The organism is Paractinoplanes abujensis (genome assembly GCF_014204895.1).
GTDB lineage: Bacteria > Actinomycetota > Actinomycetes > Mycobacteriales > Micromonosporaceae > Actinoplanes > Actinoplanes abujensis.
The window spans coordinates 354591-368505 of the sequence record NZ_JACHMF010000001.1 but is presented as its reverse complement, the minus strand read 5'-3'; the positions used below and the strand labels follow the sequence as shown (position 1 = coordinate 368505).

The following is a 13915-nucleotide window of genomic DNA, read 5'->3' as shown; positions in this document are numbered from 1 at the left end:
GACCGATGAGCGGCGGCCACGCAACAGCGAAGAGATCATGAAGGCATCGACGCATCTACACAAGGCGTTGTCTCGACAGCTTTCCCCACGTAGCATCCGCCGGTGCCTCAACGAGCAATTCCGGCTCCGCCCACCCGCAGGCGCCTGTGGTGGGTGGCCGCGGCGGCGACCGTCGCGGCCGTCGCCGGGCTGACGACGTGGCTGCTGTGGCCGGAGCCGCCCCGGCAGTTCGAGTTCGTCGACGCCACCGCCTGTCTGCTCACCGACGAGGCCGGCGTGACCGGCGCCGAGGCCCAGCCGGTGTGGAAGGCGATGCAGGAGAGCTCACTGACCCACCGAACCCGTGTGCAGTACCTGTCAGTTCTCGGCCCCCGGACCACGAAGAACGCTCGCGTCCACCTGACCTCCCTGGCCGGAAGCCAGTGCGGTGTCATCGTCGCCGTCGGCCGGGTGCAGACCGACGCCGTCGCCGAGTCCGCCGCGGCCTTCCCGCAGGTCCGGTTCCTGAGCGTCGGAGCGGACGCCGGAGCCGGCAACGTCGCCACCGCCTCACCCGGTGAAGTGCGCCACGCTCTCGACCGCGAACTCGGCAAGCTGGCCGACTCAGCCTCCTGACGGTCCACGCCCCGTTCGGCTGCGCCGATTGCCGCGACCGCCGCCAACCCACCCGGCCTTCGACCGACGCCGCCTCCTGACCGTTCGTCTCCGCTGTTTGCAGATCTTGACGGTCTAGCTGGGCTTGCGGGCGAAGTGTTTGCAGGAATGCCCGGTTCTCTTGATTTGCTTCTCCAAGGCGGCCTACGGTTCGTCGGGAAAGGCCTTACCTCATAGGTTTTTCCGATCGGTGGGAGATTCGACATGCGGCGGCGGACGTTTCTCGGGGCCTCGGTAGGGGCCGTCTCGATGGCTTCGCTGTTCGGCGGGCGGGCGGCTTCCGCGTCACCCGGCGCAGTGGCCGACGGGGTCGAGCAGGCCGGGGGCGATCGGCGGGTGCTGGTGGCCGCAGACGGCAGCGGAGACTTCGCCGGCGTTCAGGAAGCCGTTGACGCCGTGCCGGCCGGCAACAACTCGCCGTTCGTGATCGCCGTGCGGCCGGGGACGTACAGGGGAAGGGTTGTCGTTCCCGCGGACCGGCCACTGATCACGATCGTCGGGCTGGGACGGCGCGCGGCCGACGTCGTGATCGCCGATGATCGGGCCAACGGGACGCCCCATCCGGCCGGCGGCACATGGGGGACGACAGGCAGCGCCTCGGTCACCGTGGACGGTACGGACTTCCGCGCGCACAATCTGACGTTCGCGAACCTCTTCGACGAGGCCGCGCACCCTGAGATCACCAACCGGCAGGCGGTCGCCGTGCTGACGCGGGCCGATCGGGTGGCGTTCACGCGCGTACGGTTCCTCGGCAATCAGGACACCCTGTACGCGAACAGCCCGGCCGCCGCGACGATCGCCCGGGCGTACTTCCGGGAGTGCTACGTCGAGGGGGACGTCGACTTCATCTTCGGGCGCGCCACAGCCGTCTTCGACCGGTGCCGGGTGCACTCGCTCGACCGGGGATCGGTGCCGAACGGGTACGTGACCGCGCCGAGCACCGACATCGGCAACCCGCACGGGTTCCTGTTCGCCCGGTGCGCGTTCACCTCCGACGCCCCGCCCGGCACGGTCTTCCTGGGCCGCCCGTGGCACCCGAGCCAGGACCCGGACGCGATCGGCCAGACCGTCATCCGCGACTCCCGCATCGAGGCCCACATCGGAGCGACACCGTGGAGCGATTTCGGCACGTGGCCGTGGGAGGACGCCCGGTTCGCCGAGTTCCGCAACTATGGGCCCGGCGCGACGCCGACTGCCGACCGCCCCCAGCTGACCCCGGCCGAGGCCGCGACGCAGACGGTTCCCGCCTTCCTGCGCGGCGCCGACGGCTGGGCTCCCGACCGGCACCGGTGAACCGAACCTGCCGCAGCACCGACCGCCATCCGGGAACCGAACCTGCCGCAGCACCGACCGCCATCCGGGAACCGAACCTGCCGCAGCACCGACCGCCATCCGGGAACCGAACCTGCCGCAGCACCCGACCGGCTGTGAGCCCGCGACTGCAAATTTCCTGCGTTGCCGGATCCATTGACGAGGGTCGACCGTCGTGTGACCGTGGCGGCAAGCGCTTTCCTGCATGTCACTGCGGTTGTCACCGGCCGCTGGAGAGGACCCGTCATGCGCACAGCTCCCGCGGCCGGGATCATGGCCGCGTTGCTTCTCACCCTGGCGGCCCCCACGCCGGCCGGAGCGGCCCCGACTTTGACCGGAGCAGCTCCCGCGCCGGCCGGAGCAGCTCCCGCGCCGGCCGGAGCAGCACCCGCGCCGGCCGGAGCAGCACCCGCGCCGGCCGGAGCAGCACCCGCGCCGGCCGGAGCAGCACCCGCGCCGGCCGGAGCGGCACCCCGAGTCTCCGAGGCGGCCCTGCGGGTCGCGCGGGAGGGCATCGCCGCCGGCGACGGGTGGGCGGCCTCGGGCGCGGGCACCACCGGCGGAGCGGCCGCCGCGGACGTGTCGGTGGTGCGCAACCGGGCCGAGCTCATCGACGCCCTGGGCGGGAACGCGCTGACCAACGGCCAGAACGCCACCCCGAAGATCGTCCTGATCAGCGGCCGGATCGACCTGCGCCGCGACGACGCGGGCACCACCCTCGGCTGTGACGACTTCGCCGATCCGGACTACTCGCTCGACGCCTTCCTGGCCGCCTACGACCCGGCCGTCTGGGGGCGCGCGACCAAGCCGACCGGGCCACTCGAGGAGGCCCGGGTGCGCTCGGCCAAGCGGCAGTCGGACCACATCCGGATCAATGTCGGCAGCAACACGACGATCGTCGGCATCAACGGGGGCCGGCTCGAGCACGGCAGCCTGGTGCTCACCAACGTCAGCAATGTGATCGTCCGCAATCTGGAGGTCACCGACGCCGCGGACTGCTTCCCGGCCTGGGATCCGACCGACGGCTCGGCGGGCAACTGGAACTCGCTCTACGACCTGGTGTCGCTCAGCGGCGCGACCAACGTGTGGCTTGACCACAACACGTTCAGCGACGGCAACAACCACGACCGGGATCAGCCGGTGTACTTGGGCCGGCCCTACCAGGTGCACGACGGCGCGACCGACATCATCCGCGGGTCCGACCTGGTCACGCTGTCGTGGAACGACTACTACGACCACGACAAGACGATGCTGATCGGCTCGACCGACACGCCCGGCGTGGACGTGGGCAAGCTGCGCGTCACCGTGCACCACAACCGGTTCGGCAACGTGATCCAGCGGGCTCCCCGCGTACGGTTCGGGCAGGTCGACGTGTTCAACAACCTTTACACGGCGACGGACGAGGAATACGGCTACTCGCTGGGGGTGGGCGTCGAGTCGAGCATCTACGCCGAGAACAACTACTTCCGGCTCAGCGCCGACGTGCCGCCGTCCGAAGTGATCGCCTATTGGAAGGGCACCCGCATCACGGCGCTGGGCACGCTGGTGCAGAGCTCGCACCGGCCCGCCCAGCCGGTCGACCTGGTGGCCGCCTACAACGCCGCGTACGACCCCGATCTGATCCCCGACGCCGGCTGGACCCCGGACCTGCGCACCCGCCTCGACCCCACCGCGGCGGTGCCCGCACTGGTCAACGCCGGAGCCGGCATCCGTCGCATCCTCTGACCCCGTACGCGCACCGGCCATCCACCCGACCGCGAGGTGGCCGGTGCTGACCATCGCAGGCCGACGCCGCCGCGCGGAGCGCCGAGTTCTCCAAGCGGCATGCGGTCAGCGGGCCGCAGGGGGCAAGCCGAACGGGTCGCGCACCACGGCCGGCGGCTCGAGACGTTTGTCCGAGTCGCCGGGACGTACCGGAAATTGATTCGACGCATTTTCCTGAGCCGGCCTCAAAAGACGGGCAAAGCGGGCACCCTAGGTGCATGCACATCGGCGTGATCGGGGCAGGTCAGCTCGGCGCGACGCTGGCCGAGTGGTGCGCGGAGAGCGGGCACGACGTGGCGGTGACCTCGCGGCATCCGGAGCGGCTCGCGGGCGTGGTGGACCATCTTCTGGGGCACGGTCAGGCGCTGCCGATCGCGCAGACGGCCGAGTTCGCCGACGTGGTGCTGTTCTCGCCCAACTGGGAGTCGGCGTACGAGGCGATCGAACTGGCGGGCACGACGCTCGACGGCAAAATCATCATCGACGCCACCAACCCGACCGGGCACATGGGCGAGACCAGCGGGTTCGAGCAGCTTGTGCAGATGGCGCCGAAAGCGCACTGGGCCAAGGCGTTCAACACGCTGCCGACGGCCACGCTGAACCGGCGTCGTGGTCATGACCCGCTGCTGGCCGAGTTCGTCTGCAGCGATCATCGGGACGCCCGGGTGGCCGCGTCGACGTTGATCCGTGACATGGGCTTCGCGCCGTTCTACGCCGGTGGCGCGGAAACCGCCCGGCTCACCGAGCCGGGCGGGCCGCTGCAGCAGAACGAGGTGGACGTCTTCCACGCGCAGGACGCCCTGGCCGAGGCCCTGACCATCCTGCGGTAGACGTCAGACGTCAGACGTCGACGGAGACGAACTGCGTGCCCGTGGTGTTCACGATGCGCACGGACCGGACCTGCTCGGGGTCGATCAGCGCGCTGCCGTTCAGCGTCGTGCCACCCGACTCCCCCGCCGGTGACACCAGCCAGCTGCCGGCCACCGCCGTGGAACCGTCGCGCCCGACCACCTCGATCACACACTTCTGACCGGCGGGAATCCCTCCGACCGTGGCCGACACCCGGACCCAGCCCGCGGCCGGTGTCACCGCCACTTCCATCCGCGCGCCGGTCGACGCATCAGTTCCCGAGCCGACCCGCGCCCCGGCCGGCACCGACAGGGTGGCCGTAGGCTGGGCCAGTGGCTCGGGTGACGGGGCCGTGCCCCGCCCGACCAGCACCCCACCCACCACGGCCAGGGCCGCCACCGCGGCGGCGATCGAGGTCACCGTGGCGACCCGCTTGTAACGCCGGCCGGACGACTCGCGGCGAACCTGGCGCAGCGCGCGCTGCAGCAGCAGGTCGGCGTCGTCGGGCGGGCCGTCGAGCAGCATCGCGTCGGGCACCTCGCCGAGCTGGTCGGACCACTGGCGCAGCGAGTCGCGCTCGGCCCGGCATTCGGCGCAGCCCGCCAGGTGGGTGTCGGCCTGGGCCTTCTCGTCCTCGGAGAGCATCTCCAGCAGGTAGCCGGCCATGTCGACGTGCTCGTTCGCCGTGTTGTTCGCGCTCTCCGGCGTGCTCATGATGCCAACCGTTCCGTGCCGGCCTCGCGCAAGGCCCGCAACGCATAGAAGGATCGGGATTTGACCGTCCCGGGCGGGATGCCGAGCGCCTCCGCGGCCTCGGCGACGGTGTTGCCTTTGAGATAGACCTGTTCGAGCACTTCACGATGCTCGGCGGAAAGTCTGCTGAGCGCGTCGACCACGACCATCGACGTGACCACGCGGTCGGAATGGTCCTGTTCGACAGCGGCGTCGGGCGGGCTCTCGGCGACCTCGGGCGGGCGCCTGTTCCGCGCGCGGATCTGATCCAGCACGATGTTGCGGCAGACCGTGAGCAGCCATCCCCGTACGGAGCCTTTGCCGTTGTTCAGGCTCTCGGGATGCCGCCAGGCGCGCACCAGCGCCTCCTGCACCACGTCCTCGGCGGCGGCGCGATCGCGGGTCAGTTGCGTGGCATACGCGAGCATGGCCCGTCCATGTTCCTGAAACAACGATCTGACCAGCGCTTCATCGGCCACCTCCCGGTGCGGTCTCTGTCTGCTCGACGGCATCCTTTTCTCTCCCCGCGGCACTCTCACGTGCACGCCTCGCGTCTTCAACGAGAACGACATCGATGAAAGTACTGTGCTGCGGCTACTGGAAGTACGTCGCGGGTCGCCCGCCCGGATCAAGATTTTTCGAAAGTGGCACATCCGAGTGAACCGCCGCGCGGGAGCCGTCGTGTGGAGGGCAGGCCCAACGATCCGAGACAGGGAGCCGGCCATGCGGAAGATCTACGTCACGGCAGTTCTGGCCACCGGTCTGGCCGCCTTGTCGGCCTGCGGGAACCAGACCCCGAACGGCGAGGCCGGCCCGGCCCGGGTGCCGGTGGCGGTGCAGGCCAGCCAGGCCCCGCCGAACCCCCTGGGCCCCGGCGAGCTGCCCGACCTGGCCGGCGTCGAGGAGATCCCGCCCTCGGCGGAGGTGCTTCCGGCCACCACTGAGCCGGCCGCCGCGGAGGAAGAAGCGGCCGAGGCCCCCGAGCCGGCCGCCTCCCCCACGGTCGCCAAGAGGCAGAAGTGGGTCAAGATCTTCAGCGGGCCTTCCCAGCAGGACATCACCCCGCCCAAGTCGCGCACCGCGGGCAGCAAGACGGTCGAGCTCAACGCCACCGAGAACGAGCAGATCGGCACGTACGTGGCCGACGGCGCCGGGCGCACGCTCTACCGGTTCGACAACGACTCCAACAAGCCACCCAAGTCGGTCTGCAACGGCGACTGCGCGACGGCCTGGCCCCCGCTGCTTATCAAGAGCCCCGGCAAGATCTTCCCGGACGGCCTCGACCCCAAGATCCTGGGTTACGTCGAGCGGGCCGACGGCACCTGCCAGGTCACCATCAACGGCTGGCCCGTCTACTACTTCGTCGCCGACGCCAAGCCGGGCGACATCAACGGCCAGGGCCTCAACGGCAAGTGGTTCGCCATCAAGCCCGACGGCGGCAAGACCGCCGCGGCGCCCGGTCCGCTCTCCTCCAGCGGCACCAAATAACTGAGCCGGCAATTCCTATCGGGGGCGTGCCCGGTGGTCCTGGGGGGGACCACCGGGTGCGGCGTTCTCAGGCACGGGCTCGGTGTGGCGGGTCGTGCCGGCGCACCGACTGGTGATCGCGATCAACGCGAACGGCGGCAACGCGCGCGGGCTGACCGACGACGTGCTCGACGGGGTCGTCAGCGAGCTGATCGGCATCACCGTGCCCGACGACGGGATCCCCTCCACCTTCACGTTCCTCGAGAACGGCACCTTTCTGTACGGCGGCCGGACAGCACGGCGGGTCAGCGGGTAGCGGCGGCCAGGAACATCGGCATCGCCAGCAGCAGCCGGCCGGTCTCGGCGCGCCGGTCCTGGTCGGCCAGCCACGCTCCGGCCTCGTCCGGCGTGATCACGCCGGCCTCCCGGGCGGCGTCGGCGTGGCTGGTCAGCAGCTGCCGCGCGCCCGGGTCGGTGAAGACGGCCGTGTGCACGACCATTGAGACGTCGCCGAAGCCGTGGTCGAGCAGCAGGTTGCGGTAGGCGCGGGCGATCCGGGGGTGCTCGATCGTGTCGGCGCGGGCGTGCACGATGCGGCGGGTCACCTCGGGCAGCCCGGAGTCGATGACGATCGTGTCCCAGTCCTGCCCGACCAGCACGATCCGGCCGCCGGGGGCCAGCACGCGGCGGGCCTCGGTCAGCGCGACGCCCGGATCGGCGAGCACGTGATAGACCTTGTCGGCGCGGTAACCCTGGACGGAGGCGTCGTCCAGCGGCAGCGCGGTCGCGTCGGCCTGCCGCACGTCGATGCCGGGAAACCTGGTCCGGGCGGAGGTAAGCATCGCCGGGTTGGTGTCGACCCCGACGGCGCCGGCGCCCATCTCGAACACCGCCCGGCCCGTCCCGCAGCCGACGTCGACGATCGCCTGGCCGGGCGAGTGCCGCAGGGCCTCGTACGTGTGCCGCCGCAGGCTGACAGCGTGAGGGGTCGACTCGGCGGCGTCGAGCGATTTGATCAAGGATGCGGAGTCCAGGTAGCCCATGGCGGCGAGTGTGCGACTTAAGGTCGACCTGAAGTCAAGGAGGACCGATGGAGCTGACGATCGGCGCGCTGGCGGAGAGGTTCGGCCTGGCCCCGCACGTGCTGCGGCACTGGGAGGACGAGGGTCTGCTGACGCCCTCGCGTACGGTCGGCGGCCGCCGTGTCTACGGGGCCGGCGACGAGACCCGGGTGGCCGAGATCCTGATGGGCAAGGACGCGGGGTTCAGCCTGGAAGACCTGCGCGAGCTGTTCGCCGCGCCCGATCGGGAACGTCGACGCGCGGTGTTGCGCGAACAGCTCGCCCAGGTGCGGCAGCGGATTGCCCGGCTCACCCTGTCGCAGACGCTGCTGGAGCACGGACTGCGCTGCGAGCACGAGAACTATCAGGAATGCCCGCGGTTCCGCGACATGGTGCTGTCCCGGCGGGACGGCGTCGATCTAGCCGTCGCGCTCGACCATCACTAGGGTCGGAGCATGTCGCTGCCGCGCTTTCCTGACGGGTTCCTGTTCGGCTGCTCCACGGCCTCCTACCAGATCGAGGGGGCGGTGAACGAGGACGGGCGCGGGCCGTCCATCTGGGACACGTTCGCGCACACGCCGGGCAAGACGCTCGACGGTGACACCGGGGACGTGGCGTGCGATCACTACCACCGGTACGGCGAGGATGTCGCGCTGCTCGCCGAGCTGGGTGTGGGGGCGTACCGGTTCTCGATCGCCTGGCCGCGGGTGCAGCCGACCGGTGCGGGCGAGCCGAACAAGGCGGGTCTCGACTTCTACGACCGGCTCGTCGACGCGCTGCTCGAGCGGGGCATCACGCCGCTGCCGACGCTGTTCCACTGGGACCTGCCGCAGGCGCTGGAGGATCAGGGCGGCTGGCTGGCGCGGGACACGTCGTCGCGGTTCGCCGACTACACCGCGCACGTCGCCGCGCGGCTGGGTGATCGCGTACGGCGGTGGATCACCCTCAACGAGCCGGTCGTGCACATGGCGCAGGGTTACGCGTACGGGACGCACGCCCCGGGACGCACCCTGCTGCTCGAAGCTCTGCCGGTGGCGCACCACCAGCTGCTCGGTCATGGCCTGGCCGTGCGCGCGTTGCGGGCCGCCGGCGCGACCGAGGTGATGCTGACGAACAACTGCACCCCCGTACGGGCGGCCGACGACACACCCGCCGCCTCCGTCTACGACGCCTTCCACAACCGGCTCTTCAACGACCCCGTGCTGCTGGGCACGTATCCCGAGTTTCTCGGAGCCGCCCTCGACGGCGTCGTGCACGAGGGCGACCTGGAGATCATCCGTACGCCGATCGACGCGCTCGGCATCAACTACTACAACCCGACGCTGGTCGGCGCGCCCGCCGGTGAGTCGCCGCTGCCGTTCGACCTGCGGCCGATCGAGGACGTCCCGACCACGGCGTTCGGCTGGCCCGTGGTCCCGTCCGGGCTGACCGAACTGCTCACCGGGCTGCGGGACACCTACGGCGACGCCCTGCCTCCGATCTACATCACCGAGAACGGCTGCTCCACGACCGAGGGCACCGACGACCCGTTCCGCCGCGACTACCTCGACACCCACCTGCGGGCCCTGCACGACGCCATTACCGCCGGTGTCGACGTGCGTGGTTACTTCGTGTGGTCGTTGCTCGACAACTTCGAGTGGGCCGAGGGCTATTCACAACGGTTCGGGCTCGTCCACGTCGACTTCGACACCCTGGCCCGGACGCCTCGAGCCTCGTATCACTGGCTGCGCTCGGTGATTCAGGAGAACAGCGCGCTGTAACCGTTGAGGGCGGGCTGGCCACCGAGGTGGGCGTAGAGCACCGTCGCGTCGGCCGGGATCTCCCTGCGGGCCACCAGGTCGATCAGGGCCGCCATCGACTTGCCCTCATAGACGGGGTCGGTGACCATTCCCTCCGTACGGGCGGCCACCCGCATCGCCTCCAGCGTGGTCTCGTCGGGGATGCCGTACGTGCCCGCGTGGTAACGCTCGTCGAGCAGAATCTCGTCCTCGGTCAGATCACGCTGCAACCCGATCAGCGACGCCGTGCTGCGGGCGATCCGGGCCACCTGCGCGCGGGTCTCGGCGGGCTTGGCCGAACCGTCGATGCCGAGCACCCGCCGGGGGCGGCCACCCGCGTCCCGTAAGGCGGCAAACCCGGCGATCATGCCGGCCTGGGTGCTGCCGGTGACCGAGCAGACGATCACGGTGTCGAAGAAGACGCCGAGTTGCTCCTCCTGCTGCGCCACCTCGTACGCCCAATTGGCGAAGCCCAGACCGCCGAGCTTGTGGTCGGACGCGCCGGCCGGGATCGCGTACGGCTTGCCGCCGGAGGCCTCGATGTCGCGCAGCGCCTGCTCCCAGCTCTCCTTGAAGCCGATGCCGAACTCGGAACGGACCAGCCGCACCTCGGCCCCGGCGAGCCGGCTGATCAGGATGTTGCCGACCTTGTCGTACACCGGATCCGGCCAGTCGACCCAGCTCTCCTGGACGAGCACACACTTGAGCCCGGCCCGCGCGGCGACCGCGGCGACCTGCCGGGTGTGGTTGGACTGCACACCGCCGATCGAGACCAGTGTGTCGCATCCCTGGGCCAGCGCGTCAGCCACGAGATATTCCAGCTTGCGCGTCTTGTTCCCCCCGTACGCGATGCCGCTGTTGCAGTCCTCCCGCTTGGCCCAGACGGCGGCGCCGCCGAGGTGGGCGGTGAGCCGGTCGAGCTTGTGCACCGGGGAAGGGCCGAACAGCAGCGGGTAACGGTCGAACTCGATCATGTGGTTCTCTCCTCCAGCGAACGCCAGATCAGCGACGTGAGACGGGTAGCTTCGGACACATCGCCGGCGACGCAGGCGGCGATCAGGTCGTCATGCCGTTCCACCGAGCGGCGGGCCTGGTCCTGGGCGAACTGCAGGCGTTCGAGCCGGCGGATCAGCGGCGTGTAACGCTCGATAGTGGCCGCCAGGGCGCGGTTGCCGCTGGCCCGCACGAGCACACCGTGCAGATCGTCGTCGGCGGCCATGGCGGCGTCGATGTCGCCGAATCGGCCGGCCTTCTTGAACCGGAAGTTGGCGTCGCGCATCGCTGTCACGTCGGCGGGTTCGAGGTGGCCGACCGTGAGGCTCGCGGCCAGCTCATGCATCGACCGCACGACGGCGGCGGCGTCCCGCACCTCGTCGGGCAGGACTTCGGTCACCCGGGTGTAGCTCTGCGGTTTGGTCTCGACCAGGCCCTCACCGGCCAGCCGGGCCAGGGCGTCCCGCACGGGCGCGCGGGACAGTCCGAGCAGATCGGCCAGTTCGGCAGTGCTCACCACGGTTCCCGGCGCCAGTTCGCCCCGGACGACGGCGTCCCGGATCGACTCGTACGCCGTCTCCCGCAACAGCCTGCGTTGCACCCGCTCCACGCCGCGCCCACCTTCCGCCCGCGCCCCACTCAAGACCGCACAGACCACCCGACGGCGTTCGATCCGATCACTGAAATGTTAGATGCCAGATGCTAACCCTCCGGCCTGCACCCCCGCAACGTCACGGCCGCCGGCTCGCTCTCGCCGCCCACCGAGATGTCAACGGCAGGCTGATCAAGCCGATAGATCGTCCCCACGAGTGCGACGCCGTCGCCCTGAGCGCTGGAATGTCAGATCCCAGGTGTCAGCCGAACCGCCAAGCGCTACGACACCCGCTGCAGCATCAGCGCCACCAGGCTCGCTGACATGTCAGATGCCTTACATCGCTTGAGTCGCCAGTCGTCCCGCCGCACGCTGATATGTCAGATGCCACCGCACGTGAGCAGCCAACCCGAGACGACCCGGCCAACCGACCAGCGTCAGGCACAGAAGCAGTACGGCCGCCAGCTGGAATGTCAGATGCCACCGCACATAAGCGACAACCCGAGACGACCAAGCCAACCGACCAGCGTCAGGCACGGAAGCACCACGGCCGCCAACTGGAATGTCAGATGCCACCGCACATAAGCAACAACCCGAGACGACCAAGCCAACCGACCAGCGTCAGGCACAGAGGCACCACGCCCGCCAACTGGAATGTCAGATGCCACCGTACGTAAGTAACCAACCCGACAAGACCAAGCCAACCGGGGCAGCGTCAGGCACGGAAGCACCCCGGCCCCGAGCTGGAATGTCAGATGCCAGACGCTGCCTGGTGCGGCCGCCACGGCGGGGCGGTGCCGATCGGCTGGAATGTTAGATGCAGGCGGAGCTGACACCGCCTCGCCGCAACGGCTCCGTGCTGACATGTGAGCGGTCAGACTGCCGGCGGGCTGTTCGCGGTGGCTTGTTGCGGCTGGATACGGTCGGTCCTCGCATCAGGGGACATCGCCGTCGGTAATCGTTCGTTACGATGCGGGACTCGATCACCAGACGTTGACGACGAAGGGTAGCCCGTGCCGCTCGATCCCGAGGACTTCCTGGTCGACTGGGAACGCAAGGTCGAACAGCAGACCGCCATGACGACCGAGCTGAGCCGGCGCATGCAGGACACCCGGGCCGCCGCCGAGTCGCGCGGCGGCGAGGTCGTGGTCACCGTCGACCAGTCGGGCGGGCTGGCCGCCCTCACCCTGACCGATCGGGCCCTGCGTCTCTCACCCGGCGAGCTTGCCGAGCTTATCCTCGAAACCAGCCGCCGCGCCCAGGCCCGCCTGGCTGAGCGGATGACCGAGCTCGTGACCGGCATCTACGGCCCGGGCTCGGACACCGCGAACTTCATCGGCGGGGCGTACGCCGAGCAGTTCCCCCCGCCACCCGAGGACGACGAGACCGAGGAGCGCCGCCGATGAGCGACGTCTACATCGATTCCGCGGCACTGCGCGCGCACGCCAAGATGGTCGACGAGGCCGCCCGGATGTGTGACGAGGCCAGCTCCGGCGCCGAGTACATCGACATGCACGACGAGGTGTACGGCATCCTGTGCAGCCCGCTCGCGCTGCCGTTCATCCAGCCGCTGCAGGACTTCGCGTTGCAGGAGCTCAAGACCGGGGCCGACGCGACCGCCCACGTGGCCGAGCTGCTGCGCGCGGTGTCCGACGACGCCGACATGACCGACAGCAACGTGGCCGGGCGTTTCAAGGCGGGCAACTGATGAGCGACACGGCGCTGACCCGCGGGAGCCTCATCGCCGCCGAGGGCGAGACCAAGTCGTACGAGGGTGCGGGCCTGTTCGAGTCGGCGGGCGGCATCGTCGACGGGATCAAGGACGGCGACTGGATGACCGTGGGCGGCAACGCCGTCGCGGGCGCCCTGGGGCTGCTGGGCGCGGTCATGGATCCGCTGCAGGCGGTGTTCGCGGCCGGCGTGGGCTGGCTGATGGAGCACGTGAGCTGCTTGCGGGAGCCGCTCGACAAGCTGTGCGGCGACCCCAAGGCGATCGAGGCGCACGCGCAGACGTGGCGCAACATCGAGCAGCGGATCTACGAGGCCACCGACTTCTTCGTGGCCGAGGTCAAGAACAGCACCGCCGCATGGGCCGCGAAGTCGGCCGAGGCCTATCGCGCGATGGCCCGCACCCACGCGGAGTCGATCCAGGCGATGGGCCAGGTCGCCGATTTCATGGGCCGGACGAGCACGATCGTCGGGGCGATGGTCGGTGTCGTGCGCAACACGATCCGCGACATCGTGTCCGAAGTGATCGGCGCCTGCATCTCCAAGGCCATCCAGGCCTTGACCGTCGTGCTCATCCCCAAGGTCGCCGCCGAAGTCGCGATCCTGGTCGCCGAATGCAGCACGAAGGTGCTCAACCTGCTCAAGCAGCTGTTCGCGGCGATCAAGAAGCTGGGCGTGTTCACCAAGCAGATGGACGGCATCCTGCAGCAGATCGGCCAGTCCAGCCGTAACGTCCTGCGGCTGGAGGCGTTCCGGATCGAGGCGATCGGCACCGCGGGGGGCACGGGCCGCAGCGGCTTCAAGACCGCCTACGACCTGATCAGCGAGGGGCACAAGAACGTCTACGGCACAGTCGACAAGGTGATCCAGGAGACCGCCAAGGCCGCCCCGAAGACGAACGGGGCCCAGAACTCCGGGTCGACGGGCGATACCCTCAACGGCGACAACCCCACACCGACGCCCATCGATCTTCCGCTCTGAGCCCC

General features: G+C 69.8%; 16 protein-coding genes. 11 read left to right on the top strand and 5 right to left on the bottom strand.

Features of this window, described 5'->3' with window-relative positions:
- Positions 1-102: 102 nt before the first annotated feature.
- The 4 genes from BKA14_RS01335 to BKA14_RS01320 all read left to right on the top strand — a co-directional run bounded on the left by BKA14_RS01335 (position 103) and on the right by BKA14_RS01320 (position 4559).
- Positions 103-615, top strand: a complete 513-nt coding sequence (locus BKA14_RS01335; protein WP_184949114.1) for a type 1 periplasmic-binding domain-containing protein — start codon at positions 103-105, stop codon at positions 613-615.
- A 288-nt stretch (positions 616-903) separates the two neighbouring features.
- Positions 904-1947, top strand: coding sequence for a pectinesterase family protein (locus BKA14_RS01330; protein ID WP_184949113.1), 1044 nt, complete (start codon positions 904-906; stop codon positions 1945-1947).
- A 264-nt stretch (positions 1948-2211) separates the two neighbouring features.
- Positions 2212-3690: a pectate lyase family protein gene (locus BKA14_RS01325; RefSeq protein ID WP_260416347.1), complete on the top strand. Its 1479-nt coding sequence runs from the start codon at positions 2212-2214 to the stop codon at positions 3688-3690.
- Between the two features lie 257 nt (positions 3691-3947).
- Entirely contained in the window at positions 3948-4559 is a 612-nt protein-coding gene (locus tag BKA14_RS01320) for an NADPH-dependent F420 reductase (RefSeq protein ID WP_184949112.1), read from the top strand.
- Positions 4560-4569: 10 nt separating this feature from the next.
- Here the strand turns inward: BKA14_RS01320 and BKA14_RS01315 are convergent, their stop codons facing one another.
- On the bottom strand, positions 4570-5292 hold the full coding sequence (locus tag BKA14_RS01315) for an anti-sigma factor family protein (protein WP_184949111.1): 723 nt from the start codon (positions 5290-5292) through the stop codon (positions 4570-4572).
- Positions 5289-5789 carry a sigma-70 family RNA polymerase sigma factor gene (locus BKA14_RS01310; protein ID WP_275412384.1) on the bottom strand — a complete coding sequence of 167 codons (501 nt, stop codon included), beginning with the start codon at positions 5787-5789 and terminating at the stop codon, positions 5289-5291. Before BKA14_RS01310 ends, BKA14_RS01315 begins: the two co-directional genes overlap by 4 nt.
- A 244-nt stretch (positions 5790-6033) precedes the next feature.
- Here BKA14_RS01310 and BKA14_RS01305 point away from each other — a divergent pair, with 244 nt between their 5' ends.
- Positions 6034-6798 (top strand): COG4315 family predicted lipoprotein, encoded by a 765-nt coding sequence (locus tag BKA14_RS01305; protein ID WP_184949109.1) that lies wholly within the window; start codon positions 6034-6036, stop codon positions 6796-6798.
- A gap of 94 nt (positions 6799-6892) precedes the next feature.
- The gene (locus BKA14_RS01300; RefSeq protein ID WP_184949108.1) at positions 6893-7093 is read left to right on the top strand and encodes a hypothetical protein; all 201 of its coding nucleotides are present in this window, start codon (positions 6893-6895) and stop codon (positions 7091-7093) included.
- Here the strand turns inward: BKA14_RS01300 and BKA14_RS01295 are convergent.
- Positions 7083-7820, bottom strand: a complete 738-nt coding sequence (locus tag BKA14_RS01295) for a methyltransferase domain-containing protein (protein WP_184949107.1) — start codon at positions 7818-7820, stop codon at positions 7083-7085. The genes BKA14_RS01300 and BKA14_RS01295 overlap by 11 nt on opposite strands.
- 47 nt (positions 7821-7867) lie before the next feature.
- Here BKA14_RS01295 and BKA14_RS01290 point away from each other — a divergent pair, with 47 nt between their 5' ends.
- On the top strand, positions 7868-8284 hold the full coding sequence (locus BKA14_RS01290; protein ID WP_184949106.1) for a MerR family transcriptional regulator: 417 nt from the start codon (positions 7868-7870) through the stop codon (positions 8282-8284).
- A gap of 9 nt (positions 8285-8293) precedes the next feature.
- Positions 8294-9598 carry a GH1 family beta-glucosidase gene (locus BKA14_RS01285; RefSeq protein WP_184949105.1) on the top strand — a complete coding sequence of 435 codons (1305 nt, stop codon included), beginning with the start codon at positions 8294-8296 and terminating at the stop codon, positions 9596-9598.
- Here BKA14_RS01285 and BKA14_RS01280 read toward each other — a convergent pair.
- On the bottom strand, positions 9577-10590 hold the full coding sequence (locus tag BKA14_RS01280; protein WP_184949104.1) for a 1-aminocyclopropane-1-carboxylate deaminase: 1014 nt from the start codon (positions 10588-10590) through the stop codon (positions 9577-9579). The two genes, BKA14_RS01285 and BKA14_RS01280, sit on opposite strands and share 22 nt — an antisense overlap.
- Positions 10587-11219: a GntR family transcriptional regulator gene (locus BKA14_RS01275; RefSeq protein ID WP_203722302.1), complete on the bottom strand. Its 633-nt coding sequence runs from the start codon at positions 11217-11219 to the stop codon at positions 10587-10589. Before BKA14_RS01275 ends, BKA14_RS01280 begins: the two co-directional genes overlap by 4 nt.
- Positions 11220-12214: 995 nt before the next feature.
- On the opposite strand from BKA14_RS01275, the gene BKA14_RS01270 reads away from it, so the two are divergent.
- The 3 genes from BKA14_RS01270 to BKA14_RS01260 are packed head-to-tail and all read left to right on the top strand — an operon-like array spanning position 12215 to position 13910.
- Entirely contained in the window at positions 12215-12607 is a 393-nt protein-coding gene (locus BKA14_RS01270) for a YbaB/EbfC family nucleoid-associated protein (protein WP_184949103.1), read from the top strand.
- Positions 12604-12909 carry a hypothetical protein gene (locus tag BKA14_RS01265; RefSeq protein WP_184949102.1) on the top strand — a complete coding sequence of 102 codons (306 nt, stop codon included), beginning with the start codon at positions 12604-12606 and terminating at the stop codon, positions 12907-12909. The genes BKA14_RS01270 and BKA14_RS01265 overlap by 4 nt, the downstream gene beginning before the upstream one ends.
- The gene (locus BKA14_RS01260; RefSeq protein WP_184949101.1) at positions 12909-13910 is read left to right on the top strand and encodes a hypothetical protein; all 1002 of its coding nucleotides are present in this window, start codon (positions 12909-12911) and stop codon (positions 13908-13910) included. Before BKA14_RS01265 ends, BKA14_RS01260 begins: the two co-directional genes overlap by 1 nt.
- Positions 13911-13915: the final 5 nt, after the last annotated feature.

Bases quoted from the DNA above. Each gene is read 5' to 3' on its own strand.
- BKA14_RS01325 (WP_260416347.1), top strand. From the start codon at position 2,212: ATGCGCACAGCTCCCGCGGCCGGGATCATGGCCGCGTTGCTTCTCACC.
- BKA14_RS01305 (WP_184949109.1), top strand. From the start codon at position 6,034: ATGCGGAAGATCTACGTCACGGCAGTTCTGGCCACCGGTCTGGCCGCC.
- BKA14_RS01265 (WP_184949102.1), top strand. From the start codon at position 12,604: ATGAGCGACGTCTACATCGATTCCGCGGCACTGCGCGCGCACGCCAAG.
- BKA14_RS01260 (WP_184949101.1), top strand. From the start codon at position 12,909: ATGAGCGACACGGCGCTGACCCGCGGGAGCCTCATCGCCGCCGAGGGC.
- BKA14_RS01290 (WP_184949106.1), top strand. From the start codon at position 7,868: ATGGAGCTGACGATCGGCGCGCTGGCGGAGAGGTTCGGCCTGGCCCCG.
- BKA14_RS01280 (WP_184949104.1), bottom strand. From the start codon at position 10,590: ATGATCGAGTTCGACCGTTACCCGCTGCTGTTCGGCCCTTCCCCGGTG.
- BKA14_RS01320 (WP_184949112.1), top strand. From the start codon at position 3,948: ATGCACATCGGCGTGATCGGGGCAGGTCAGCTCGGCGCGACGCTGGCC.
- BKA14_RS01285 (WP_184949105.1), top strand. From the start codon at position 8,294: ATGTCGCTGCCGCGCTTTCCTGACGGGTTCCTGTTCGGCTGCTCCACG.
- BKA14_RS01295 (WP_184949107.1), bottom strand. From the start codon at position 7,820: ATGGGCTACCTGGACTCCGCATCCTTGATCAAATCGCTCGACGCCGCC.
- BKA14_RS01315 (WP_184949111.1), bottom strand. From the start codon at position 5,292: ATGAGCACGCCGGAGAGCGCGAACAACACGGCGAACGAGCACGTCGAC.
- BKA14_RS01330 (WP_184949113.1), top strand. From the start codon at position 904: ATGGCTTCGCTGTTCGGCGGGCGGGCGGCTTCCGCGTCACCCGGCGCA.